Here is a 22,525-nt window from a genome sequence, read left to right as displayed (position 1 = left end):
GCCCCAACACCGCTTGGAACACGGCTTCGATGGGCCATACGGGCAGTACACACGGTGCGAACACTCCGAACGGCACCCCCCGGAGTGAGGGCGGGATAAGGGACCGACATAATGTCGGTCGTGGCGACAGCAACGACAGTAGACACCGGGCACGCGCACCCGTCGGTCAATCGACCGAACCTCACCAGCGTCGGAACCATCATCTGGCTGAGTTCCGAGCTGATGTTCTTCGCGGCCCTCTTCGCGATGTACTTCACCCTGCGATCGGTGACGGGTCCTGATCACTGGAAGGAGATGGCCGAGGCCCTGAACCTCCCGTTCTCGGCCACGAACACCACGATCCTGGTGCTCTCCTCGCTCACCTGCCAGCTCGGCGTCTTCGCCGCCGAGCGCGGTGACGTGAAGAAGCTGCGGATGTGGTTCATCGTCACCTTCATCATGGGTGCGATCTTCATCGGCGGTCAGATCTACGAGTACACCGAGCTGGTGAAGAAGGACGGGCTCTCGCTCTCCTCGGATCCGTACGGCTCGGTGTTCTACCTGACCACCGGCTTCCACGGCATGCACGTGACGGGCGGCCTCATCGCCTTCCTGTTCGTCCTCGGGCGCACCTACGCGGCCAAGAGGTTCACCCACGAGCAGGCGACCGCGGCCATCGTCGTGTCCTACTACTGGCACTTCGTCGATGTCGTCTGGATCGGCCTCTTCGCCACGATCTACCTGATCAAGTAGCCGGGGCCCGCTCCCGCACCTCCACAAGCATCGACGCAGAAGATCCTGACACCGGGGTAATCCGTGAAAAAGCTCTCCGCACGACGACGCCATCCGCTGGCGGCGCTCGTCGTCCTACTCCTCGCGCTGGCATGCACAGGGGGGCTGTACGCCGCGTTCGCGCCCGCGAGCAAGGCGCAGGCAGACGACAGCGCCCAGTCCCTCACGATCGACGAGGGCAAGAAGCTCTACGCCGTCGGCTGCGCCAGCTGCCACGGCACCGGCGGTCAGGGCACCTCCGACGGTCCGAGCCTGGTCGGCGTGGGCGCCGCGGCCGTCGACTTCCAGGTCGGCACCGGCCGCATGCCGGCGGCGACCTCCCAGGGCCCGCAGGTGGTGAAGAAGAAGAACATCTACACGCAGGCCGAGATCGACCAGCTCGCCGCGTACATCGCCTCCCTCGGCTCCGGCCCGGCCGTTCCCACCAAGGCCGAGTACGGTCCGGAGGGCGCGGACATCGCCAAGGGCGGCGAACTGTTCCGCACCAACTGCGCGCAGTGCCACAACTTCACCGGAAAGGGCGGCGCCCTCACCAAGGGCAAGTTCGCTCCGACCCTGGAGGACGTGGACCCGAAGCACCTCTACGAGGCCATGCAGACCGGCCCGCAGAACATGCCCTCCTTCCCCGACACCACGCTGTCGGAGCAGAACAAGAAGGACATCATCGCGTACCTGCACGCGGTCAACAGCAGCGACACCGACAACCCCGGTGGTCTGGAGCTGGGCGGTCTCGGGCCGGTCAGTGAGGGCCTGTTCGCCTGGATCTTCGGTCTCGGCGCACTGATCGCGGTCGCCGTCTGGGTCGCCGCTCGGACCGCAAAGGCCAAGAAGTCATGAGTAGCCAAGACATTCCAGAAGAGAACCTGCCTGCCGAGCAGTCCGCAGGACACCACGAGCACGGCGCGGTAGACGTCGCGGACGAGAAGAACCCGTTCGCGGACCCCGGCCTGCCGCCCCACGAGCACCGCGTCCAGGACATCGACGAGCGGGCCGCCAAGCGGTCCGAGCGTGCGGTCGCCTTCCTGTTCACGCTGTCGATGCTGGCCACGGTCGGGTTCATCGCCTCGTACGTGGCGATCCCCGCCGACAAGTCGGTCTTCGTGTTCCCGATCGGCCACCTCAGCGCGCTGAACTTCGCGCTGGGCCTGACCCTGGGCACGGCGCTGTTCACCATCGGCGCCGGCGCGGTCCACTGGGCCCGCACCCTGATGTCGGACGTCGAGGTCGCCGACGAGCGCCACCCGATCGCCGCCGACCCCGAGGTCCGTGCCAAGGTCCACGCGGACTTCCGGCAGGGCGCCAAGGAGTCCGCGCTCGGCCGCCGCAAGCTGATCCGCAACACGCTGTTCGGCGCGGTCGCCCTGGTGCCGCTGTCCGGTGTCGTGCTGCTGCGCGACCTCGGCCCGCTGCCCGAGGACAAGCTGCGTCACACGCTGTGGGCCAAGGGCAAGCTGCTCGTCAACATGAACACGAACGAGCCGCTGCGTCCGTCGGACGTGGCCGTCGGTTCTCTCACCTTCGCCAAGCCCGAGGGCCTGGAGGAGCACGACGAGGACTTCCAGAACGAGATCGCCAAGGCGGCCCTGATGATCGTCCGGTTGCAGCCGGACAACATCAAGGACAAGCGCGAACTCGAGTGGTCGCACGAGGGCATCGTGGCGTACTCGAAGATCTGCACCCACGTCGGTTGCCCGATCTCCCTGTACGAGCAGCAGACGCACCACGTGCTGTGCCCCTGCCACCAGTCCACCTTCGACCTCTCCGACGGTGCCCGAGTGATCTTCGGCCCCGCCGGTCACGCCCTGCCGCAGCTGCGCATCGGCGTGAACGACGAGGGCTACCTTCAGGCGCTCGGCGACTTCGAAGAGCCCGTCGGTCCTGCTTTCTGGGAGCGCGGATGAGCACGACAGAGAACCACGACAGCGCCGTGACCCGCGAACGCGGGAAGGCCCCGGCCGGCGAGCGCATCGCCGACTGGGCCGACGGCCGGCTGGGGATCTACTCCCTCGCCAAGGCGAACATGCGCAAGATCTTCCCCGACCACTGGTCGTTCATGTTGGGCGAAGTGTGCATGTACAGCTTCATCATCATCATCCTGACGGGTGTGTATCTGACGCTGTTCTTCCACCCGTCGATGAACGAGGTGGAGTACCACGGCAGCTACGTCCCGCTCCAGGGACAGCTGATGTCCGAGGCGTTCAGCTCGACCCTGCACATCTCCTTCGACGTGCGCGGCGGTCTGCTCATCCGGCAGATCCACCACTGGGCGGCGCTGATCTTCCTCGCCGGCATGTTCGTGCACATGATGCGCGTGTTCTTCACGGGTGCGTTCCGCAAGCCGCGTGAGGTCAACTGGCTGTTCGGCTTCCTGCTGTTCGTCCTGGGCATGTTCACCGGATTCACCGGTTACTCGCTCCCGGACGACCTGCTCTCCGGCACCGGTGTGCGCTTCACGCAGGGCGCGATCCTGTCGATGCCGATCGTCGGCACGTACATCTCGATGTTCCTGTTCGGCGGCGAGTTCCCCGGCCACGACTTCGTGGCCCGGTTCTACTCGATCCACATCCTGCTGCTGCCGGGCATCATGCTGGGCCTGATGGTGGGCCACCTGATCCTGGTCTTCTACCACAAGCACACGCAGTTCGCGGGCCCCGGCAAGAGCAACAAGAACGTCGTGGGCATGCCGCTGCTGCCGGTGTACATGGCCAAGGCCGGAGGCTTCTTCTTCCTGGTCTTCGGCGTGATCGCGGCCATCGCGGCCGTGGCGCAGATCAACCCGATCTGGGCCATGGGCCCCTACCGTCCGGACCAGGTGTCGACCGGCGCCCAGCCCGACTGGTACATGGGCTTCGCCGAAGGCCTGATCCGCTTCATGCCGGGCTGGGAGATCAACTTCTGGGGCCACACCCTGGTCCTGGGCGTGTTCATCCCGCTGGTGCTGTTCGGCGTCCTGCTCGCCCTGCTGGCGCTCTACCCCTTCATCGAGGCGTGGATCACCGGCGACAAGCGCGAGCACCACATCCTGGACCGCCCGCGCAACGCCCCGACCCGTACGGCGCTGGGCGTCGCCTGGGTCACGATGTACATGATCATGCTGGTGGGCGGTGGCAACGACCTCTGGGCCACCCACTTCCACCTGTCGATCAACGCGATCACCTGGTTCGTCCGGATCTTCTTCTTCGCCGGACCGGCCATCGCGTACATCGCCACCAAGCGGATCTGTCTCGGCCTGCAGCGTCGCGACAAGGACAAGGTGCTGCACGGTCGCGAGACCGGCACCATCAAGCGCCTGCCGCACGGTGAGTTCATCGAGATCCACGAGCCGCTCAGCCAGGAGCAGCTGCACACCCTGACCGCGCACGAGCAGTACGCGCCGGCCGCGATCGGCGCCACCGTCGACGACAACGGCGTCGAGCGCAAGGTCACGGGCAAGGAGAAGCTCCGCGCCAAGATCAGCGAAGCGTACTTCGGCGAGGACCAGCAGATCCCGAAGCCCACCGTCGAGGAGTACAAGGAGATCACGAGCGGCCACGGCCACCACTGATCGCCCGGGCGTCGCCACGCCACGCACAGGGCCCCGTCCGGTTGCCGGACGGGGCCCTGTGCCGTGCCCGCGGCTGGATAGGGTGGGGTTCACCGTGTTCCACGACTCGCGGCCGGCGACGCGGCCCCCGGGTCCCGCGCCGCACACCGGCCGGCGAAGCACGACGCACGACGTATGAAGCACGACTCACGACGACACACGCAGGAGCGGCTATGAGCGCTGTGACCCCCGCTGGAGGCGACACCGCGGCGGGCCGTTCCTGGCCCGAGGTGCTGAACGGCCTGCTGTACGGCCGCGACCAGGACGCGGACGCCACGTTCTGGGCGCTGGACCGGATCATGCGCGGCGAGGCGACCGACGCCCAGATCGCCGGGTTCGTGGTGGCGCTGCGCGCCAAGGGCGAGACCGTCGCCGAGATCAACGGCCTGGTCCGCGCGATGTACGAGCACGCCAACCTGATCGAGGTGCCGGGTCCGACCGTCGACATCGTCGGCACGGGCGGCGACGGCGCGAAGACCGTCAACATCTCCACGATGTCGGCGATCGTCGTCGCCGGCGCGGGCGCCACGGTCGTCAAGCACGGCAACCGGGCCGCGTCCTCCGCGTCCGGCGCCTCGGACGTCCTGGAGAAGCTCGGCGTCAATCTGGAGCTGACCCCGAAGCGGGTGCAGGAGGTCGCCCAGGAGGCCGGGATCACCTTCTGCTTCGCGGTCAAGTTCCATCCGGCGCTGCGCCATGTGGGCGCCGCGCGCGGGCAGCTCGGCATCCGCACGGTGTTCAACGTGCTCGGTCCGCTGACCAACCCGGCCAGGGTGGCCGCCCAGGCGGTCGGGGTCGCCGACCCCCGCATGGCGCCGGTCGTCGCCGGCGTCTTCGCCGAGCGGGGAAACTCCTCGCTGGTCTTCCGCGGCGACGACGGCCTCGACGAGCTGACCACCACGGCCACCTCGCGCGTGTGGGTCGTGCGCGACGGCAAGGTCACCGAGGAGAGCTTCGACCCGCGCGACGTCGGCCTCGCCCTCGTCCCGGTCGAGGCGCTGCGCGGCGGCGACCCCTCGTACAACGCGGAGGTCGCCCGCCGGCTGCTGGAGGGCGAGACCGGCCCGGTGCGCGACGCCGTCCTGCTGAACTCGGCGGCGGCCCTGGTGGCGCTGGAACCGGGGGCCGGGCCGCTGGCCGGGCAGCTGCGGGCCGGCATGGACCGGGCGGCCGAGTCCATCGACTCCGGCGCGGCCAGGCGGGCGCTGGAGCGCTGGGTGGCGGCCAGCAACGCGTGACGCCGGCGGCGGCGGTCGTCCCGCGATCCGGACACGGGTTGCGGGACGACGATCACCTGACGTAGTTTCCTGTACCAGGTCATGAGTGACAGTCATGAGGCCCCGGCCGACTGTCCGGCAACCCTCCGTCCGTGGCGGGGTGCCCCGGGTGAAGACCAGGCCGTGGACAGCAAGGTCCACGGCAAGCGCGGACCCCTCGCGAAACCAGGGGTCCTGGGTCGTCCGAGGGAGTCTCCCGTGAGCAAGCGAATGCGCTAGGGCGCAGAGCCCCGCCCCGCATCCCCTGCACCTCTCTTCCCCTTCCTCCGTGCCGGAGCGCTGTCCGCCCGCACGGCGGTTCCCCCTGCTCTCACGGGAGTTCGCCATGTCCGTCTCCACCCTTGCCGCCGCCCGCACCCTTTGTGCCCCCCTGCCCGTTCTGGGCCGGGACGTCACCGTTCCGCTCGTGACCGGCGGCGAGGTCGCCTACGCGGCCCTCGACTACGCGGCCAGCGCCCCCGCCCTCCAGCGCGTCTGGGACGACGTGGCGGCCTACGCCCCCTACTACGGCAGCGTCCACCGCGGCGCCGGCTACCTCTCGCAGCTGTCCACGGACCTCTTCGAGAACGCCCGCCGCACCGTGACCGAGTTCCTCGACTGCCGCCCGGACGACCAACTGGTCTTCACCCGCTCGACGACGGACTCCCTCAACCTGCTCGCCTCCGCGCTCCCCGCCGGCTGCCAGGTCTTCGTCTTCGAGACCGAGCACCACGCCTCGCTGCTGCCCTGGACGAACGCCCACGTCACGTACCTCGACGCCCCGCGCAGCCCGCGCCAGGCCGTCGACACCCTGGAGCGGGCCCTCGCCGCGCGCGACCCGCACGGTCCGGCCCTGGTCTGCGTCACCGGCGCCTCGAACGTCACCGGCGAGCTGTGGCCGGTGCGCGAGCTGACGGCGGCGGCGCACGCCCACGGCGCCCGGATCGTCCTCGACGCCGCCCAGCTGGCCCCCCACCACCCCGTGTCGGTCCGTGACCTCGACGTGGACTGGATCGCCTTCTCCGGCCACAAGCTGTACGCGCCCTTCGGCAGCGGCGTCCTGGCCGGCCGCGCCGACTGGCTCACCCTGGCCGACCCCTACCTCGCGGGCGGCGGCGCCAGCCGCAAGGTCACCCGGCGCGAGGACGGGGGAGTGGACGTGGAGTGGCACGAGAGCGCCGCCCGCCACGAGGCCGGCTCCCCGAACGTGATCGGCGCGTACTCCATCGCCTCGGCCTGCAAGGCGCTGACCGAGGCGGGCTTCGACGCCCTGGTCGCCCGCGAGGAGCACCTGATCGCCAAGGTGCGGGCGGGACTGGCCGACGTCCCCGAGGTGCGGATCCTGTCCCTCTTCGGCGAGGATGCCCCCCGGGTCGGCGTGCTGTCCTTCGTCGTCGAGGGCTGGAACAGCTCCCACTTCGCCGCCGCCCTCTCCGCCGAGTACGGCATCGGCGTCCGCGACGGCCTCTTCTGCGCCCACCCCCTGGTCCGCACCCTCCTGGGCGGCGACCTGCAGACCCAGGGCGAGTGCGGCGCCCCCGAGGCGGCACCGGGGGAGAAGTCCCTCAACGCCATCCGCGTGAGCTTCGGCGCGGGCACCCCCGACGAGCACGTCGACCGCTTCGTGACGGCGGTCCGCGAGCTGGTCACCCAGGGCGCGAAGTGGCAGTACCACACGGAGAACGGCCGCTGCGTCCCGTCGGTGAACTGAACAGCCCCCCAAGCGGGGCCGACATGCCGCCAACGTGGGGGCCACCCCCTCAGGGGCGCGCGGAACTGCGGGGAACTGCGCGCTCGGCCCCGGCGGCAGTGCGCGGGTGGCGGGGCCCGCATGACCCCGACGTGAGGGCAGCCTCCCCAGGGGCGCGGGGAACTGCGCGCCCAGCTGACACGGAGCCGCACCCGCCCGCGGCGCGAGGGCCCCCGGCGGCAGTGCGCGGGTGGCGGGGCCCGCATGACCCCGACGTGAGGGCCACCCCCTCCAGGGGCGCGGGGAACTGCGCGCCCAGCTGACACGGAGCCGCACCCGCCCGCGGCGCGACGGCCCCCGGCGGCAATGCGCGGGTAGCGGGGCCCGCATGACCCCGACGTGAGGGCCACCCCCTCCAGGGGTGCGGGGAACTGCGCGCCCAACCGACACGGAGCCGCACCCGCCCGCGGCGCGAGGGCCCCCGGCGGCAGTGCGCGGGTGGCGGGGCCCGCATGACCCCGACGTGAGGGCACCCTCCCCAGGGGCGCGGGGAACTGCGCGCCCAGCCGACACGAAGCCGCACCCGCCCGCGGCGCGACGGCTCCCGGCGGCAGTGCGCGGGTAGCGGGGCCCGCATGACCCCGACGTGAGGGCAGCCTCCCCAGGGGCGCGGGGAACTGCGCGCCCAGCCGACACGGAGCCGCACCCGCCCGCGCAGCTGCGGCCACCCCGCCGGCGAGGCGCCCGCAGCGGGGGGCGACGTCTCACGGACGCCGTGGTGACACTCGCAGGCCGCCCGCCGGCACAGGAACCGCCCCGCCCAAGCCGAGCGCAGCGCCGCAGCGCCCCCTACGAGTCCAGCCCGATGGCGAACGCCGCCTCCAGGTCGTGCTGCGAGTACGTGCGGAACGCCACGTGCGTGTCCGTCCCCTCCACCCCGGGGATCTTGCTGATGCTGCCGGGGATGACCTCGGCGAGGTCCTCGTGCTGCTTCACCCGGACCATCGCGATGAGGTCGTACGTCCCCGTCACGGAGAAGACCTCGCTGACGCTGTCCAGCGAGGCGATCCGCTCGGCGATCTCGGGGATCCGGTCCACGCTGGTCTTGATGAGGACGATCGCGGTGATCACGGCTGGTTCTCTCCCTCGGGGGCCGGAGCTGGGGCGGCCTTCACTCTAGTCGCCCGCCCGTCTCCCCCCGCCGCCCTTCCGGGGCCGTCCCCGGCGCCGCGGCGCTCGCCGAAGCGGGCCCACGCGTAGAGGAGCCCCAGGCCGAAACCGACCAGGTGGGCCAGGTACGCCACCCCGGGCCCGTGCGGGGACCGCCCCGCCCCCACCCATTGCAGGCCCGCCCAGAAGGGCAGCACGACCCAGGCGGGGAAGCGCAGCGGAAGGAAGAACAGGAACGGCAGGAGACTGGTCACCCGCGCCCGCGGGAACAGGTACAGGAACGCTCCGAGCACCGCCGAGATCGCGCCCGAGGCGCCCACCAGGGACTGCGACGACTCGGCGTTCGCGGCCGCGTAGCCCAGCAGGGCCAGGGAGCCGCAGCAGGTGTAGAAGAGCGCGAACTGAAGGCGGCCCATCCGGCGCTCGGTCATGGCCCCGAAGACGAAGAGGAACAGCATGTTGCCCAGCAGGTGCACCCAGCTGCCGTGCACGAAGAGGGCGGTGGCCGGGCTCAGGACGGCGCCGGGAGCGCCGTCGAAGAGTTCGGCGGGCACCACGCCCCAGCGGCGGAAGTAGGCGCGCTGCGCGGCCGGCAGCCCGCCGCCCGCGCCGTACGCCGGGTTGAAACCCGAGGCGGGACCGATCACGAAGATCAGACAGCACAGGGCGATCAGGCCGTGGGTCACCGGCGCCGGGGAGGTGCGGAGCGCCCTGCGGACCGGCCCGCTCCAGTTGCTGGTCATGGCTACAAAGCATGACGTAACGGGACGCACTCCCGTGGGCCGCCTCGCCGCCGGACGGCCCCCGTGGACGGACGGGCGGCGAGTACCCGCCAGGCCGTAGGGTTACGAGCCACACGCACGGGGGAGCCTCCGGCCCGACCCCGGCACCAGAAGCGGGACACTAGAAGGAGCGGAAAGTCACGATGACGGTTCCCCTGCCGACCGCCACGACACGGTGGCGCTGCACGCTCTGCGGCAACCTCACGAGGTTCGACGTGACGCGCTCGTCGAAGGTCGTCGAGTACGTGCACCTCGACCTCGCCGGTGAGCCGAAGGTCGAGGAGCGCGACGTGGTCAGTGAGACCATCGAGTCGGTGCGGTGCCGCTGGTGCAACGCCGTGGACCAGGTGGAACTCGTGGACCGGCCGGGCGCCGGTTCCTGACGGTGGGGTCCCCCCGCTCGAGCGACGGCGAGAGCGGGGGAGGGCCCGCACGGATATTGGGGTGTGACGGATGGTGGAGAGCGCAGGCGGGGGGCCGGGCGACGGCGCCGCCGAGATGCTCGACCGTCCGCTGCCGGACGGCGTGCGGCGCAGGGTCGTCACGATCGTCTCCGACGGCTTCGGCGGGCTGACGGTCGGCGAACTGCCCACGCAGTTGCGGCAGTACGCCCGGTTCGCCCCCAATCGACGGGCCAAGTTCGCGGGGACCGCGATGGCGGCCGCGCTGGAGACCGATCCGCTGTTCCGGCAGCGCATCGCCGAGAAGTACAGAGAGGCCCAGCCGGAACTGTCCGGCGCCCTCGACTCCGGCTCGCCGACCCCGGCCGCGGACCCGCTCGACGTGGCGGCCGCGGCCTACGTACTGCGGCCCGCCGGCTGGGTGAAGCTGGTCACCGCGGCCGGCGAGGAGGCCCAGCGGGCCGACGCGGAACGGGCCGACGAGGAGAGCCGGGCCGAACTGGAACGGCTGCGCGAGGAGCTGGACCGGGCCCGGGAGCAGACCCGCGCGGACACCGAGCGGCTGCGCGCCGAGCTGGACGCGGCGAAGAAGGAGGCCGAGTCGCTGCACCGCAAGCTGCGCTCGGCCCTCAGCGACGTCAAGCGGGGCGAGGCCGCGCTGCGCAGGGTGCAGGCCGAGACGGAGACCGTGCGCGCCGAGGCGCACGCCCAGGTGTCCGCCGCCGAGAGCGAGACCCGGCGGCTGAAGTCGCGGCTGGGCGAGGCGGAGGCGGCCCTGGAGGCCACCCGGCGGGCGGCGCGCGAGGGCCGCAGCGTGGAGGACATGCGGGTGCGGCTGCTGCTGGACACCGTGCTGGACGCGGCCCAGGGGCTGCGCCGGGAACTGGCGCTGCCCCCGGTGTCGGTGCGGCCGGCGGAGACCGTCGAGGCGGTCGAGCCGGGCCGGATGACCCCCAAGGACATCGCCGCCCGGGCCCTGTCGGAGCACGATCCGGCCATTCTCGACCAGTTGCTCGCGCTGCCGCAGGCGCACCTCGTCGTCGACGGCTACAACGTCACCAAGACCGGCTATCCGCAGATGCCGCTGGAGAAGCAGCGGTTGCGGCTGCTGGGGCAGCTCTCGCAGCTCGCCGCGCAGACCGGCGCTGAGGTCACCTGTGTCTTCGACGGTGCCGAACTGGCCGCTCCGGTGCTGCTCGCGCCGCCGCGCGGGGTGCGGGTGCTGTTCTCCAAGCCGGGCGTCACGGCCGACGAGCTGATCCGTCAGCTGGTGCGGGCCGAGCCGTCCGGCCGCCCGGTCATCGTGGCCTCGACCGACCGTGAGGTGGCCGACGGGGTGGCCAAGGTGGGCGCCCGGCCGGTGGCTTCCGCGGTGCTTCTGAAGCGCCTGTCCTGAAGGTCGGCGTTCGCAGGGTTGATGACCGTATTGACGCAATCGTCACGCAACGTAGCGTCAATCGCGCACTACTGCTCGTGAGTTGAGTGAAAAAACTGCGTTGCGTGATGGGTTTTTTTCTCCTGAGGATTTGAACTGATCACGGCAAGGTCACTAAGGTCAGGCCTCGAACCTCCACACGGGTGATCACTCAAAAGAAGGAGCCCGTCTCCGTGGCGTCCCACCGTCGACCGAAGCAGCCGAGTCGCGCACGCGTGACCGTCCTGACCACCGCAGCCGCCGCTGCCGTCGTGCTCAGCTCCCAGGCCGCCAACGCGGCGCCCAGCGAGAAGCTCAGCAAGGACGAGGTCAAGAGCAAGGTCGACAAGCTCTACGAAGAGGCGGAGCAGGCCACCGAGACGTTCAACGGGGCCCAGGAGAAGCAGGAGAAGCTCCAGAAGGAGATCTCCACCATCCAGGACAACGTGGCCCGCGGTCAGGCGGACCTCAACGAGCTGCGCGACTCCATGGGGCTCGCGGCCGCCGCCCAGTACCGCACCGGGTCCATAGACCCCTCCCTCCAGCTCCTTCTCTCCTCGGACCCGGACGACTTCCTGGACAAGGCGTCGACCGCCGACCAGCTGAGCGGCCAGCAGGTCGCGGCGCTCAAGAAGATCCAGGAGAAGCAGCGCGAGCTCGCCCAGCAGCGCACCGAGGCCACCGGCAAGCTCAAGGACCTCGCCACCACCCGCACCGAACTGGGCAAGAAGAAGAAGGAAGTCCAGGCCAAGCTCGCCGAGGCGCGCAAGCTCCTCAACACGCTGACGGCCAAGGAGAAGGCGGCCCTCGCCGCCGCCGACACCCGCGCCAGCCGGGACGCCGGCCAGCGGGTCGACCTCGGCGACGCCCCCACCGGCTCCGGCCGGGCCATGGCCGCCTTCCAGGCCGCGCAGAGCCAGCTCGGCAAGCCGTACCACTACGGCTCCACCGGCACCGCCATGTACGACTGCTCGGGCCTCACCTCCTGGGCCTACGGCCAGGCCGGCGTCGGCATCCCGCGGACCTCGGAGGCGCAGGCCAACTACGGCACGCGCATCTACTCGCAGAGCGGCCTCAAGGTCGGCGACCTGGTGTTCTTCTTCAACGACCTGCACCACGTCGGTCTGTACGCCGGCAACGGCCAGATCATCCACGCGCCGCGCACCGGAACCGTCGTGCGCTACGAGTCGATGAGCACGATCGGCGGCCCGTTCATGTTCGGCGTCCGGGTCTGACCCACGCCGCGGCGGGGTCCGGTCCGGCTCCGGGATCAGGACGCCACGCCGCCCGAACGGGCGAATCATGACGACGAGGAGTGACCCCACGCCCCGCCGGTGACCTGCGTCAGCGGCGGGGCGTCACTGTGCGTGCCCGCCGAGGTCTTTGGCCGACCCCCCGTCGCGGGGCTACTGTCTGCCGCGTTTCCCTGTCCACCGGTGGAAGGAGCGCGGCTTCTCGTGGGGTCCCATCGCCGCCTTGCACAGTCCGGGTTCGACCGGGGCGCCTCCAGCGCCCTGAGCGTGCTGTCCGTCGCGGCCGCCGCCCTCGGCGCCGTGTCCGCCGTACCGGCCACGGCCGCGCCGCACGACGGCACCCGTGCCGAGGTGGACCGTCTCTACGAGGAGGCCGAGAAGGCCACCGAGGCCTACAACAAGGCCGACGAGAGCGCCGACGCCCTGCGCAGGCAGGTCACGGACGCCCAGGACCGCATCGCCCGGCAGCAGGAGCGCGTCAACGGCCTGCGCGATCAGCTCGGTTCGCTGGCCGGCGCCCAGTACCGCTCCGGCGGTCTCGACCCGTCCCTGGCGCTGCTGCTCTCCGACGACCCGGAGGAGTACCTCGCCAGGGCGTCCGTCCTGGACCGCATCACCGCCCACCAGGCCGGTGAACTGAGGGAACTGCAGGGCGCGTTGCGCGAGCTGGACCAGGAGCGCTCGGAGGCCGCCCGCAAGCTCGCCGACCTGGAGAGGAGCCGCAAGGCCGTGGTCGGCCACAAGCGGGCCGTGGAGCAGAAGCTCGCCCGGGCCAGGAAGCTGCTGGACTCCCTGTCCGCCGGGGACCGCGCCGCCTACGACCGGGCCTCCCGCTCCGGCCGCGAGGGCCTGCCCGCCCTCTCGGGCGAGGTCCCGGCGTCCGGCCGGGCGGCCGCCGCGCTGGCCGCCGTCCGCTCCGCGCTGGGCAGGCCCTACGTCTGGGGCGCCAACGGGCCCTCCGGCTTCGACTGTTCGGGCCTCATGCAGTGGTCGTACGCGCAGGCCGGCGTCTCGCTGCCGCGCACCTCGCAGGCCCAGGCGCACGCCGGCCGGCGGGTCCCGCTCTCGCAGGCACAGCCCGGCGACATCGTCACCTACCGCTCCGACGCCAGCCATGTCGGCATGTACGTCGGCAACGGGCAGGTCATCCACGCCCCCTATCCGGGCGCGCCGGTGCGCTACGACCCGGTCGGCATGATGCCGGTCTCGTCCGTCACCAGGCCCTGACCCGCGCCCCGCACGCCCCGGCCGCCGTACGATCGGGTGGATGACCGGTCGAGGGCGGGTGCGCGCATGCCGGGCCGTGGGGCCCTGGCCGGTGGTCGTCGCGCTCCTCGCCTCCCTGGTCGCCTGCGGCGGCCGGGCCCCGGCCGACGGTGCGCGGGCCGAGGTGCAGGGGCTGCTCGACCGGCGGGCCGCCGCCGTCCTCGACCGTGACGCGCGCGCGTACGCGGCCACCGGCGACGCCGCCGGGTTCGCCGCCGTGCGGGCCGTCCCGCTCGCGGCCTGGTCCTACCGGGTGACGGCGCTGCGGCGCGGCGGGGACACCGCGACCGCGGACGCCGAGCTGAGCTACCGGGTGGCGGACTACGACCGGGCCCCGGTGGTCGTGAAGCGCACCGTGCGCCTGGCCCTGGGCGCGGGCGGCCGGTGGTCGGTGACGTCGGAGAAGCCCGCGAAGGAGACCGGCCAGCAGCTGTGGGACCAGGGCACGGTGAACGTCGTGCGGGGGGAGCACAGCCTGGTGCTGGGCGTCGGGCAGTCCGGGGGCCGGCTGCGGTCCTTCGCGGAACTGGCCGACGACGCCGTCCCCGCGGTGTCGGCGGCCTGGGGCACGGCCTGGGCGGGCCATGTCGTCGTCCTGGTGCCCAGGTCGCTGGCGGGCATGGCGGGGCTGCTCGGCTCGCCGGCCGCCGCCTACCGGGGGATCGCCGCGGTGACGACGGGGGAGACGGGCGGGCGGGCGAGGACGCCCGCGGACCGGGTCGTCGTCAACCCCGACGCGTACGGCATGCTCGGCCAGGTCGGCCGGCAGGTGGTCCTCACCCACGAGACGACCCATGTCGCGACCCGGGCCCACACCGGCGCCGCGACCCCGCTGTGGCTGTCCGAGGGGTACGCCGACTGGGTCGGCTACCGCGGCACCGGACGCACCCCGCCCGAGGTCGCGCCGGAACTTCAGCACTCCGTCATGACCGGGAGCGTCCCGTCGGCGCTGCCCGCGGACGGCGACTTCGCGTTCTCCGGCGACGCGAGCCGGCTGGCCGAGGCGTACGAGGGCGGCTGGCTGGCCTGCCGGATGATCGCCGAGCGCTGGGGAGAGGCGCGGCTCGACGCGTTCTACCGGGCCGTCGGGGAGCACGAGGAGCGGCCGGGGGCGGTGGAGGGCGCGCTGAAGGACGTCCTGCACACCTCGCTCCCGCGGTTCACGGCCGACTGGCAGGCCTACCTGAAGAGCCGGCTCGGCTGAGCGCCCCCGGCGGCGCGGTCACGACGACTCGGCCGCCCGGTCCGGTCCCCCGGCCCCGCCCCGCGCCGTCAGCTCCTCGATCGCCTCACGCAGCCAGGCCCGCTCCGCCTCGGTCGGGGCCGGCGTGCGGGGTTTGGGTAGGGTCGGGCGCGATGGACAAGACCCTGATCGTGACCAACGACTTCCCGCCCCGGCCGGGTGGGATCCAGGCGTTCCTGCACAACATGGCGCTCCGGCTCGACCCGGACCGGATCGTCGTCCACGCCTCCACCTGGAAGCGCTCCCGCGAGGGAGCCGAGGCGACCGCCGCCTTCGACGCGGAGCAGCCCTTCCCCGTCGTCCGGGCCGCCACGACGATGCTGCTGCCGACGCCCGCGGCGACCCGCCGGGCGGCCGGGCTGGTGCGCGAGCACGGCTGCACGTCGGTGTGGTTCGGGGCGGCGGCGCCGCTCGGGCTGATGGCCCCGGCGCTGCGCCGGGCGGGCGCCGAGCGGCTGGTGGCCACCACCCACGGGCACGAGGCGGGGTGGGCGCAGCTGCCCGCCGCCCGGCGGCTGCTGCGCCGGATCGGCGACGGCACGGACACGATCACCTACCTCGGCGAGTACACCCGCTCGCGGATCGCGGCCGCGCTGAGCGCCGGGGCCGCGGACCGGATGGTGCAGCTGCCGCCGGGCGTCGACGAGAAGACCTTCCATCCGGGCTCGGGCGGCGACGAGGTGCGGGCGCGGCTCGGGCTGACCGACCGGCCGGTGGTCGTGTGCGTCTCGCGGCTGGTCCCGCGCAAGGGGCAGGACACGCTGATCCTGGCCATGCCGCGGATCCTGGCGGCCGAGCCGGACGCCGTGCTGCTGATCGTCGGGGGCGGCCCGTACGAGAAGGACCTGCGCAGGCTGGCGCGCGAGAGCGGGGTGGCCGCCTCCGTGCGCTTCACCGGGCCGGTGCCCTGGTCGGAGCTGCCCGCCCACTACGGCGCCGGGGACGTCTTCGCGATGCCGTGCCGGACGCGGCGGGGCGGACTGGACGTCGAGGGGCTCGGGATCGTCTATCTGGAGGCGTCGGCGACCGGGCTGCCGGTGGTCGCCGGGGACTCCGGGGGCGCGCCCGACGCCGTGCTGGACGGCGAGACGGGATGGGTCGTGCGGGGCGGTTCCCCGGCGGAGGCCGCCGAGCGGATCGGCGCCCTGCTCGGGGACGCCGAACTGCGCCGCCGGATGGGCGAGCGGGGCCGGCTCTGGGTCGAGGAGAAGTGGCGCTGGGACCTGCTCGCGGAGCGGCTGAAAACCTTGCTCTAGTTTTTTCCCCGCTGCTCTAGGCGGAGGGGGAAAATCCGCTGATGCTGCGCACATGACAGCCAAACTGATGCAACGTCAGCTGACGAGACGTCACATTCTTGGTATGGCCGCCCTCCAGACGGCGGCCTCCCTCGGTTTCACCCGCGTGGGTCTTCAGTCGGCCCGGGCGGCCGAGCCCGCCGCGGTCGAGTCCGCCCCCGCCGTCGTGGTCGGCTCCGGTTACGGCGCCGCCGTCGCCGCCCTGCGCCTCGGCCAGGCCGGCGTGCGCACCCTCGTCCTGGAAATGGGCCGGCTGTGGAACACGGCCGGCGCCGACGGCAAGGTGTTCTGCAGCACCGCGGCCCCCGACCAGCGGTCCATGTGGTTCCGCACCCGCACCGAGGCGCCGCTCGCCACCTTCCTGTGGCTGGACCTCGTCAACAAGGACATCGGCCGCTACCCGGGCGTCCTGGACCGGGTGCACTTCGACGCCATGTCCGTCTTCGTGGGCCGCGGGGTCGGCGGCGGCTCCCTGGTCAACGGCTCCATGGCGGTCACCCCGCTCCCGTCGTACTTCGCGGAGCAGTTCCCCACCGTCGACGCGGCGGAGATGTACGCGACGTACTACCCGCGCGCCCGCGCCATGCTCGGCGTCAACAGCGTCGACCCCGCCTGGTTCGAGTCGACCGAGTGGTACCGCTTCACCCGCGTCTCCCGCAGGCACGCGCAGAACGCCGGCCTGAGGACCACCTTCGTGCCGAGCGTCTACGACTTCGACCACATGCGGCGCGAGGCGGACGGCACCGCCGTCAGATCGGCTCTCGGGCAGGAGGTCATCTACGGCAACAACCACGGCAAGAAGAGCCTCGACAAGACGTATCTGGCGGCCGCGCTCGGCACCGGCAACGTCACCATCCACACCATGGAGAAGGTGCGCGGCGTCACCCGGGCCGCCGACGGGACGTACGTCCTGACCGCCGACCGCATCGACGACACGGGCGCGGTCGTCGAGACCAAGCAGTACGGCTGCACCTACCTGTTCCTCGGCGGCGGCAGCCTCGGCACCAGCGAACTCCTGGTCCGCGCCCGGGACACCGGCACGCTGCCCGGGCTGAACGCCGACGTGGGGGCGGGCTGGGGGCCCAACGGCAACGTGATGCTGGGGCGCGCCAACCACCTGTGGGACACCGTCGGCGCCAACCAGTCGACCATGCCGGTCATGGGGATCGACGACTGGGCCAACACCGCCAACCCCGTCTTCGCGGAGATCGCGCCGCTGCCCATGGGGCTGGAGCACTGGGTCAGCCTCTACCTGGCGATCACCAAGAACCCCCAGCGCGCCGCGTTCACCTACGACGCCGCCTCGGGCGGGGTGAAGCTCGGCTGGAGCGCCGCGCAGAGCGCCGTCTCGGCCGGTATGGCGAAGAAGCTGTTCGACCGCATCAACGCGGCGAACGCCACCATCTACCGCTACGACCTGTTCGGGTCCGGCGGCAAGGTCTTCGCCGACGACTTCACCTACCACCCGCTCGGCGGATGCGTGCTGGGCAGGGCCACCGACGACTACGGCCGGGTGAAGGGCTGTTCGCGGCTGTACGTCACCGACGGCTCGCTGGTGCCCGGCAACATCGGGGTGAACCCGTTCGTCACCATCACCGCGCTCGCCGAACGCACGATGGCGCGGGTCCTCGCGGAGGACATCGCGCCATGACGTGCCGTCAGCAGCCCTTCAGAGGCCGCTACTTGGCGTAGATCGCCTCGATCTCGCCCGCGTAGTCCTTCGCCACCACATTGCGCTTGAGCTTCAGGGACGGCGTGAGGTGGCCCGAGTCCTCCGTGAACTGGGAGGAGAGAATGCGGAACTTCCGCACCGATTCCGCCTTCGAGACCGCGGCGTTGCCGTCGTCGATCGCCGCCTGGATGGCCGCGTGCAGGTCGGCGTCCTCGCGCAGCGACGCCGCGGTCGAACCCGCCGGCTTGCCGTGGTCGGAAGCCCAGCGGCCCAGGAACTCCTCGTCGATGGTGACCAGCGCGCCCACGAACGGCCGCCCGTCGCCCACCACCATGCACTCCGCGACCAGCGCGTGCGCGCGGATGCGGTCCTCGATCACGGCCGGGGCGACGTTCTTGCCGCCCGCGGTGACGATGATCTCCTTCTTGCGGCCGGTGATCGCGAGATAGCCGTCCTCGTCCAGGGTGCCGATGTCGCCCGTGTGGAACCAGCCGTCGGCCAGCGCCTCCGCGGTCGCGCCCGGGTTGTTCCAGTACTCCTTGAACAGGTGCTCGCCGTGCAGCAGCACCTCGCCGTCGTCCGCGATGCGCACCACCGAGCCGGGCAGCGGCTGGCCGACCGTGCCGATCTTCTGCCGGTCCCACGGGTTGAAGGCGGTCGCCGCGCAGGACTCCGTCAGGCCGTAGCCCTCCAGGACGGTGAAGCCGATGCCGCGGAAGAAATGACCGAGGCGCTCGCCCAGCGGGGCGCCGCCGGAGATCGCGTACTCGCCCCTGCCGCCGAGCACCGCGCGCAGCTTGCTGTAGACCAGCTTGTCGAACACCTTGTGCTTGATCTTCAGCTTCAGCGGCGGGCCGCCCGGCAGTTCCAGCGCCTTGCTGTACGCGATCGCGGTGTCCGCCGCCTTGTCGAAGATCGCGCCCTTGCCGTCCGCCTGCGCCTTGGCGCGCGCCGAGTTGTACACCTTCTCGAAGACCCGCGGCACGCCCAGGATCAGCGTCGGGCGGAAGGACGCCAGTTCGTCGGTGAGGTTCTTGATGTCCGGGACCGTGCCCAGCTTGATCGGCGCCATCATCGGGGCGATCTGCACCAGCCGGCCGAAGACGTGCGCGAGCGGCAGGAACAGCAGGACGCTGCACTCGCCGGTGCGGAACAGCGGCCGCAGGCGCTCCACGACGTTGCCGCACTCGGCGAAGAAGCTGCGGTGGGTGAGCACACAGCCCTTGGGCCGGCCGGTCGTGCCCGAGGTGTACACGATGGTCGCCGGGTCGTCCGCCCCGGCCTGCGAGCTGCGCTCCTCGACGACCTGGTCGCCGACGTCGCGGCCGAGCCGCCCGAGCTCCTCGACGCCCCCCGCCTCGATCTGCCAGACGTGCTTGAGCGAGGGCAGCGACTCGCGCACCGACTCCACGGTCGCCGCGTGGGCGTCCAGCTCGACGACGACGGCCGTCGCGCCGGAGTCCGAGAGGATCCACTGCACCTGCTCGGGGGAGCTGGTCTCGTAGACGGGCACGGTGACCGCGCCCGCGCACCAGATCGCGAAGTCCAGCAGCGTCCACTCGTAGCGGGTGCGCGACATCAGGCCCACCCGGTCGCCGGGCTGGACGCCGGAGGCGATGAGGCCCTTGGCGGCCGCGTGCACCTCGGCGAGGAACGCCGTGGCCGTCACGTCCTGCCAGGCGCCGTCCACCTTGCGGGCGATGACGGCGACGTCGGGATGCTGCGCGGCGTTTCTGCGGACGATGTCGGTCAGGTTGCCGTCCGCAGGGACCTCGTACAAAGCCGGAAGGCTGAACTCGCGCAAGACTGCTGCTCCTCATAGGGCGCCGGCGCCACGACGTTGTGCGATGCGACGGTGCGGTCCAAGGCTCGGGCTGCGCTCAGGAATCTCGGCGGACCCCGTGGATCCGGTGAATCTCGTTGGTTGAAATCCTGAGCACGACTGGACTGCCCGGACGTTACCCGCCGGTATGGCCTCTTCGACAGGGGGGTCCGGCGAGATGTTCGCTGCGTCACACAGATTGATGTCTCCCGGCCGACAGTAGTCCACCACTTTACTGACTGGCCAGTAACCGCTATCCCGGCCGCCACTGTTCACCTGTGCCCCACACCCCTACCCTTGATCGACATGGCATCCACACCGCCCGCGCACCCCAGGACACGTATCCACGTGGTCAGCGACGTGCACGGCAACGCACGCGACCTGGCCCGGGCCGGCGACGGCGCGGACGCGCTGATCTGCCTGGGCGACCTCGTCCTCTTCCTGGACTACGCCGACCACTCCCGCGGGATCTTCCCCGACCTGTTCGGCGTGGAGAACGCCGACCGCATCGTCGAGCTGCGCACCGCCCGCCGCTTCGAGGAGGCCCGCGAGCTGGGCGCCCGGTTGTGGGGCGGCGTGGGCGGCGACCGGGCGGCCCTCATCGAGCGGGCGGTCCGCAAGCAGTACGGCGAGCTGTTCCCCGCCTTCCCGACGCCGACCTACGCCACCTACGGCAACGTCGACATGCCCCAGCTGTGGCCCGAGTTCGCCGGCCCCGGCACGACCGTCCTCGACGGCGAGCGGGTCGAGATCGGCGGCCGCGTCTTCGGCTTCGTCGGCGGCGGCCTGCGCACCCCGATGCGCACCCCGTACGAGATCAGCGACGAGGAGTACGCGGCGAAGATCGAGGCCGTCGGCGAGGTCGACGTGCTGTGCACCCACATCCCGCCGGAGGTGCCGGAACTCGTCTACGACACCGTGGCCCGCCGCTTCGAACGCGGCAGCCGCGCCCTCCTGGACGCCATCCGCCGCACCCGCCCCCGCTACTCCCTGTTCGGCCACGTCCACCAGCCGCTCGCGCGCCGGATGCGGATCGGGGCGACCGAATGCGTCAACGTCGGCCACTTCGCGGGCAGCGGCAGGCCTTATGCCCTGGAGTGGTGAAATCGCCCCACCGGCCGCGCGGTAGCCTTCACGCTGCACACACGTACCCTTGCGGGCCCGCATCCGGAGGAGCCACGGCGATGGCGGAACACACCAGCTCGAGCATCACGATCGAGGCGGCACCGGCCGACGTCATGGCGGTGATCGCCGACTTCGCCCGCTACCCGGACTGGACCGGAGAGGTGAAGCAGGCCGAGGTCCTCAAGGAGGACGCACAGGGCCGCGCCGAACAGGTGCGCCTGGTCATGGACGCCGGCGCCATCAAGGACGACCAGGTCCTCGGCTACACCTGGAGCGGCGGGCACGAGGTCTCCTGGACGCTCGTGAAGTCCCAGATGCTGCGCCAGCTCGACGGCTCCTACCTCCTCGAGCCGGCCGGCGCGGGCGCCACCCGGGTGACCTACCGGCTGACCGTGGACGTCAAGATCCCCATGCTGGGCATGATCAAGCGCAAGGCGGAGAAGGTCATCATCGACCGGGCGCTCGCCGGGCTGAAGAAGCGCGTGGAGTCGGGCGTGGAGTCGGGCGGGAAGTAGGGCGGGAAGGACGGCCGGACCGCGACGCGACCCGCGCGGCCGCCCGACCGGTAGCGTTCCCCCTCATGCGCACCCTCCTGATCACCGGCCCCGGCGGCAGCGGCCGCACGACCGTCGCGGCCGCCACGGCACAGCGCGCGGCGGCGGAGGGCGCCCGCACCCTCGTCCTCGGCGCCGACCGCGCCGACACCCTCGGCGCGGCCCTCGGAGTGCGCACCGGGCCGGTCCCCGTGAGCGTCGCCCCGCGCCTGACGGCCTGGCGTCCCGACGCCGCCGCCGGCTTCCGCGACGACCTCGCCGCCTTCCAGGACCGGGCCGCCACCGTCCTCGACCTGCTCGGCGCCTCCCGGCTCGACCCGGAGGAGGTCACCCCCCTGCCCGGCGCCGAGGAGCTGACCCTGCTGCGCGCCCTGCGCGACGCCGCGCTCGCCGAGGCGCACGACCTCCTCGTGGTCGACCTCCCGCCCGCCCCGCAGGCCCTCGCCCTGCTGGCCCTCCCCGAGGAACTGCGCCGCTATCTGCGCCGGCTGCTCCCGCCCGAACGCCAGGCGGCCCGCGCCCTGCGCCCCATGCTCGGCCGCCTCGCCGGCGTGCCGATGCCCGCCGAGTGGCTCTACGAGACGACGGCCCGCTGGGACACCGAGCTGGCCGCCGTCGAAGCCGTCCTCGCCGACCGGGGGACCGCCGTGCGGCTCGTCGCCGAGCCCGGACCGGCCGGCGCCGACGCGATCCGCGACGCCCGCCTCGGCCTGGCCCTGCGCGCCCTGCCCGTCGAGTCGCTCGTCGCCAACCGGGTCCTGCCCGAGGACGCCGCCGACGCCGGCCGGCTCGGCCGGCTCGTCACCCAGCAGCGCAAGGCACTGGAGGAGTGGGGCGCCCCGGCCCGTCCCGTCGCCCACCTCGGCCACGACCCCCGCGGCGCCGACGACCTCGCCGCGCTCGCCGTCCCCGCCGTCGGCCCGGCGGCCGCCCCGGTCGAGTGGCCCGTCGCCGACCGGCTCGCCCAGGACGGCGTGCTCGTGTGGCGCCTCCCGCTGCCCGGCGCCGTCCGCGACGAACTCGACCTGGTCCGGCGCGGCGACGAACTCGTCGTCACCGCCGGGCCGTTCCGCCGCATCGTCGCCCTGCCCTCCGTGCTGCGCCGCTGCACCGTCGACGGAGCGGCCCTGCGCGACGGCGCGCTGTGCGTGCGCTTCGCGCCCGATCCCGCCCTGTGGCCGCGGACGCGCTGAACCGGACACCGCCGTTCGGGTAACGTCGTAAGGGC

The 22,525-nt window shown here is 72.1% G+C and carries 19 protein-coding genes and 1 riboswitch; of the genes, 16 read left to right on the top strand and 3 right to left on the bottom strand.

The window, feature by feature from the left end; translation table 11 throughout:
* Nucleotides 1–111 precede the first annotated feature (111 nt).
* The 6 genes from ctaE (at nt 112) to OG802_RS09585 (ending at nt 7,321) form a co-directional block, all read left to right on the top strand.
* Nucleotides 112–732, top strand: a complete 621-nt coding sequence (ctaE, locus tag OG802_RS09610) for an aa3-type cytochrome oxidase subunit III (protein ID WP_069771220.1) — start codon at nt 112–114, stop codon at nt 730–732.
* Between the two features lie 63 nt (nt 733–795).
* Complete coding sequence (gene qcrC, locus OG802_RS09605) at nt 796–1,608, top strand: cytochrome bc1 complex diheme cytochrome c subunit (RefSeq protein WP_329409067.1); 813 nt, start codon at nt 796–798, stop codon at nt 1,606–1,608.
* The gene (qcrA, locus tag OG802_RS09600) at nt 1,605–2,672 is read left to right on the top strand and encodes a cytochrome bc1 complex Rieske iron-sulfur subunit (protein ID WP_329409065.1); all 1,068 of its coding nucleotides are present in this window, start codon (nt 1,605–1,607) and stop codon (nt 2,670–2,672) included. Before qcrC ends, qcrA begins: the two co-directional genes overlap by 4 nt.
* Nucleotides 2,669–4,315: a cytochrome bc1 complex cytochrome b subunit gene (qcrB, locus tag OG802_RS09595; RefSeq protein WP_329409062.1), complete on the top strand. Its 1,647-nt coding sequence runs from the start codon at nt 2,669–2,671 to the stop codon at nt 4,313–4,315. The genes qcrA and qcrB overlap by 4 nt, the downstream gene beginning before the upstream one ends.
* Before the next feature lie 212 nt (nt 4,316–4,527).
* Complete coding sequence (gene trpD / locus OG802_RS09590) at nt 4,528–5,592, top strand: anthranilate phosphoribosyltransferase (protein WP_329409060.1); 1,065 nt, start codon at nt 4,528–4,530, stop codon at nt 5,590–5,592.
* 77 nt (nt 5,593–5,669) lie between these two features.
* Nucleotides 5,670–5,786: riboswitch (SAM riboswitch) on the top strand.
* A gap of 170 nt (nt 5,787–5,956) precedes the next feature.
* The gene (locus OG802_RS09585; protein ID WP_329409058.1) at nt 5,957–7,321 is read left to right on the top strand and encodes an aminotransferase class V-fold PLP-dependent enzyme; all 1,365 of its coding nucleotides are present in this window, start codon (nt 5,957–5,959) and stop codon (nt 7,319–7,321) included.
* A gap of 828 nt (nt 7,322–8,149) precedes the next feature.
* Here the strand turns inward: OG802_RS09585 and OG802_RS09580 are convergent.
* Nucleotides 8,150–8,431, bottom strand: coding sequence for an Lrp/AsnC family transcriptional regulator (locus tag OG802_RS09580; RefSeq protein WP_069771225.1), 282 nt, complete (start codon nt 8,429–8,431; stop codon nt 8,150–8,152).
* On the bottom strand, nt 8,428–9,213 hold the full coding sequence (locus OG802_RS09575) for a rhomboid family intramembrane serine protease (RefSeq protein ID WP_329409053.1): 786 nt from the start codon (nt 9,211–9,213) through the stop codon (nt 8,428–8,430). Before OG802_RS09575 ends, OG802_RS09580 begins: the two co-directional genes overlap by 4 nt.
* Before the next feature lie 182 nt (nt 9,214–9,395).
* On the opposite strand from OG802_RS09575, the gene OG802_RS09570 reads away from it, so the two are divergent.
* From OG802_RS09570 to OG802_RS09540, 7 genes are all read left to right on the top strand, one after another.
* Nucleotides 9,396–9,635: a hypothetical protein gene (locus OG802_RS09570; RefSeq protein ID WP_095756136.1), complete on the top strand. Its 240-nt coding sequence runs from the start codon at nt 9,396–9,398 to the stop codon at nt 9,633–9,635.
* 70 nt (nt 9,636–9,705) lie between these two features.
* Nucleotides 9,706–11,049 (top strand): NYN domain-containing protein, encoded by a 1,344-nt coding sequence (locus OG802_RS09565; protein WP_329409048.1) that lies wholly within the window; start codon nt 9,706–9,708, stop codon nt 11,047–11,049.
* Nucleotides 11,050–11,261: 212 nt separating this feature from the next.
* Nucleotides 11,262–12,302 (top strand): C40 family peptidase, encoded by a 1,041-nt coding sequence (locus OG802_RS09560; protein WP_329409045.1) that lies wholly within the window; start codon nt 11,262–11,264, stop codon nt 12,300–12,302.
* 222 nt (nt 12,303–12,524) lie between these two features.
* Nucleotides 12,525–13,547: a C40 family peptidase gene (locus OG802_RS09555; RefSeq protein ID WP_329409043.1), complete on the top strand. Its 1,023-nt coding sequence runs from the start codon at nt 12,525–12,527 to the stop codon at nt 13,545–13,547.
* 40 nt (nt 13,548–13,587) lie between these two features.
* Entirely contained in the window at nt 13,588–14,790 is a 1,203-nt protein-coding gene (locus OG802_RS09550; RefSeq protein WP_329409041.1) for a hypothetical protein, read from the top strand.
* Between the two features lie 152 nt (nt 14,791–14,942).
* Nucleotides 14,943–16,085 (top strand): glycosyltransferase family 4 protein, encoded by a 1,143-nt coding sequence (locus OG802_RS09545; protein WP_329409039.1) that lies wholly within the window; start codon nt 14,943–14,945, stop codon nt 16,083–16,085.
* Between the two features lie 103 nt (nt 16,086–16,188).
* Nucleotides 16,189–17,775 (top strand): GMC oxidoreductase, encoded by a 1,587-nt coding sequence (locus OG802_RS09540; protein WP_329409036.1) that lies wholly within the window; start codon nt 16,189–16,191, stop codon nt 17,773–17,775.
* Nucleotides 17,776–17,803: 28 nt separating this feature from the next.
* Here the strand turns inward: OG802_RS09540 and OG802_RS09535 are convergent, their stop codons facing one another.
* Complete coding sequence (locus OG802_RS09535) at nt 17,804–19,600, bottom strand: AMP-dependent synthetase/ligase (RefSeq protein WP_329409035.1); 1,797 nt, start codon at nt 19,598–19,600, stop codon at nt 17,804–17,806.
* A gap of 366 nt (nt 19,601–19,966) precedes the next feature.
* Between OG802_RS09535 and OG802_RS09530 the strand changes: the two genes are divergently transcribed.
* The 3 genes from OG802_RS09530 to OG802_RS09520 all read left to right on the top strand — a co-directional run bounded on the left by OG802_RS09530 (nt 19,967) and on the right by OG802_RS09520 (nt 22,490).
* Nucleotides 19,967–20,722, top strand: a complete 756-nt coding sequence (locus OG802_RS09530; RefSeq protein ID WP_329417010.1) for a metallophosphoesterase family protein — start codon at nt 19,967–19,969, stop codon at nt 20,720–20,722.
* An 80-nt stretch (nt 20,723–20,802) separates the two neighbouring features.
* Nucleotides 20,803–21,258, top strand: coding sequence for an SRPBCC family protein (locus OG802_RS09525; RefSeq protein WP_329409033.1), 456 nt, complete (start codon nt 20,803–20,805; stop codon nt 21,256–21,258).
* Between the two features lie 65 nt (nt 21,259–21,323).
* Nucleotides 21,324–22,490, top strand: a complete 1,167-nt coding sequence (locus OG802_RS09520) for an ArsA family ATPase (protein ID WP_329409031.1) — start codon at nt 21,324–21,326, stop codon at nt 22,488–22,490.
* Nucleotides 22,491–22,525 lie beyond the last annotated feature (35 nt).

This window comes from Streptomyces sp. NBC_00704, assembly GCF_036226605.1.
Lineage (GTDB): Bacteria > Actinomycetota > Actinomycetes > Streptomycetales > Streptomycetaceae > Streptomyces.
This window is presented reverse-complemented; position numbering and strand designations above follow the sequence as displayed.

What these genes read in the sequence shown, in the direction of transcription:
- ctaE (WP_069771220.1), top strand. Translation starts at nt 112, where the DNA reads ATGTCGGTCGTGGCGACAGCAACGACAGTAGACACCGGGCACGCGCAC.
- qcrA (WP_329409065.1), top strand. Translation starts at nt 1,605, where the DNA reads ATGAGTAGCCAAGACATTCCAGAAGAGAACCTGCCTGCCGAGCAGTCC.
- qcrB (WP_329409062.1), top strand. Translation starts at nt 2,669, where the DNA reads ATGAGCACGACAGAGAACCACGACAGCGCCGTGACCCGCGAACGCGGG.
- trpD (WP_329409060.1), top strand. Translation starts at nt 4,528, where the DNA reads ATGAGCGCTGTGACCCCCGCTGGAGGCGACACCGCGGCGGGCCGTTCC.
- OG802_RS09585 (WP_329409058.1), top strand. Translation starts at nt 5,957, where the DNA reads ATGTCCGTCTCCACCCTTGCCGCCGCCCGCACCCTTTGTGCCCCCCTG.
- OG802_RS09575 (WP_329409053.1), bottom strand. Translation starts at nt 9,213, where the DNA reads ATGACCAGCAACTGGAGCGGGCCGGTCCGCAGGGCGCTCCGCACCTCC.
- OG802_RS09570 (WP_095756136.1), top strand. Translation starts at nt 9,396, where the DNA reads ATGACGGTTCCCCTGCCGACCGCCACGACACGGTGGCGCTGCACGCTC.
- OG802_RS09565 (WP_329409048.1), top strand. Translation starts at nt 9,706, where the DNA reads ATGGTGGAGAGCGCAGGCGGGGGGCCGGGCGACGGCGCCGCCGAGATG.
- OG802_RS09550 (WP_329409041.1), top strand. Translation starts at nt 13,588, where the DNA reads ATGACCGGTCGAGGGCGGGTGCGCGCATGCCGGGCCGTGGGGCCCTGG.
- OG802_RS09545 (WP_329409039.1), top strand. Translation starts at nt 14,943, where the DNA reads ATGGACAAGACCCTGATCGTGACCAACGACTTCCCGCCCCGGCCGGGT.
- OG802_RS09540 (WP_329409036.1), top strand. Translation starts at nt 16,189, where the DNA reads ATGGCCGCCCTCCAGACGGCGGCCTCCCTCGGTTTCACCCGCGTGGGT.
- OG802_RS09525 (WP_329409033.1), top strand. Translation starts at nt 20,803, where the DNA reads ATGGCGGAACACACCAGCTCGAGCATCACGATCGAGGCGGCACCGGCC.
- OG802_RS09520 (WP_329409031.1), top strand. Translation starts at nt 21,324, where the DNA reads ATGCGCACCCTCCTGATCACCGGCCCCGGCGGCAGCGGCCGCACGACC.